The sequence below is a fragment of the Sulfuricurvum sp. genome, from assembly GCF_019163035.1.
Classification (GTDB): domain Bacteria; phylum Campylobacterota; class Campylobacteria; order Campylobacterales; family Sulfurimonadaceae; genus Sulfuricurvum.
The window spans coordinates 10,347-11,598 of the sequence record NZ_JAFLKV010000030.1 but is presented as its reverse complement, the minus strand read 5'-3'; the positions used below and the strand labels follow the sequence as shown (position 1 = coordinate 11,598).

At 45.6% G+C, this 1,252-nt stretch carries 2 pseudogenes; both read right to left on the bottom strand.

Features of this window, described 5'->3' with window-relative positions:
* Positions 1-569 (bottom strand): annotated as a pseudogene (locus tag JZU62_RS02685) (3-phosphoshikimate 1-carboxyvinyltransferase); the annotation flags it as partial.
* Positions 566-1,252: pseudogene (locus tag JZU62_RS02680) on the bottom strand (phenylalanine--tRNA ligase subunit beta); the annotation flags it as partial. The pseudogenes JZU62_RS02680 and JZU62_RS02685, both read right to left, overlap by 4 nt.

The following is a 1,252-nucleotide window of genomic DNA, read 5'->3' as shown; positions in this document are numbered from 1 at the left end:
AGTTCCGGTTCACGGAACGTACATACTCCGTCTGAGCGGAGAGCCGCAAGCATCATCGCACTTTTAACCTGTGCCGAAGCAATCGGAGAGACATAATCAAACGCTTTGAGCGACGCACCGCGAATAGAGAGGGGTGCGAGATCACCGTTATTACGGCCATCGAGCTTGGCTCCGATAGAACGTAACGGTTGTGTTACTCGCTTCATCGGACGACGTTTTAGATACTCATCTCCCGTGAGGACAAAATGCCCTTCAGCGGAACTGAGAAGCCCGCAAAACAGTCGCATCCCCGTCCCCGAATTACCGCAATCGAGAATTTCAGAGGTCTCTTTGATCCCGTTGGACGAAATAGTAATCGTTTTACCGTCATCATGGATTTCAGCACCCAAATGTCCTACGATTTTGAGGGTGTTAAGGGTATCTTCCGCACGGAGAAAATTTTCGATTTTACTCTCACCCTCCGCTAAAACAGAAAACATCGCACAGCGGTGAGAGATCGATTTATCGGGTGCAATCGCATCACTTTTAAATGTAAACGGTTGTGCGGGTGAAACCTTGGCAGAGATCATCTCAAACCTGCCCCAAGTTCATCACGCAATCCGCTAAGAATCCACTCCATAGCGGCGTTAATATCCTCTTCTTCAAGTGTTTTTTCATCTGATTGGAGGACAAAACGGAGACTCAAGCTCATTTGATCCCCTAAGCTTTCGGAAACATAACGATCTACTGGATAGAAACGCCGGATTTGTGGTGATGCGTGTTTTTCGATCACCGATTTAATCGTCTCATAGGTCACCTCTTTAGAGATAAGTACACTGAGATCGCGATACGATGCTTGGTATTTCGAATACGGTTGTGCTTCCACCAGAGCGTACGGTAAAGTATCAACACTAAGCTCACACATAAAGGTTTGAGCAAGATCGAATTCCTCTTCAACCTGAGGATGAACTCTGAAAAGCTCCCCTGCTTCCACACCGTTGATAAGCACTTTAGCACACACATACGGATGAGCTAATGCATGGCTCGGGGTATGAGATGCCAGTTCAAATGATCCCGCGACATCAGCAATCAATTTGCTAAACGCAGCAAAATCGATAGTGGCAGGTTTTCCTGCATTGGAAATTTTTTCACTCTCTAATGATCCAGATACGATAAAACCAATGCGTTTGGATTCGTTACGATTTGAATCAAAAATCATCCCAGTTTCAAACAATGCGATCTTTTTTTGATTCACTTTGACATTCGCTGAAGC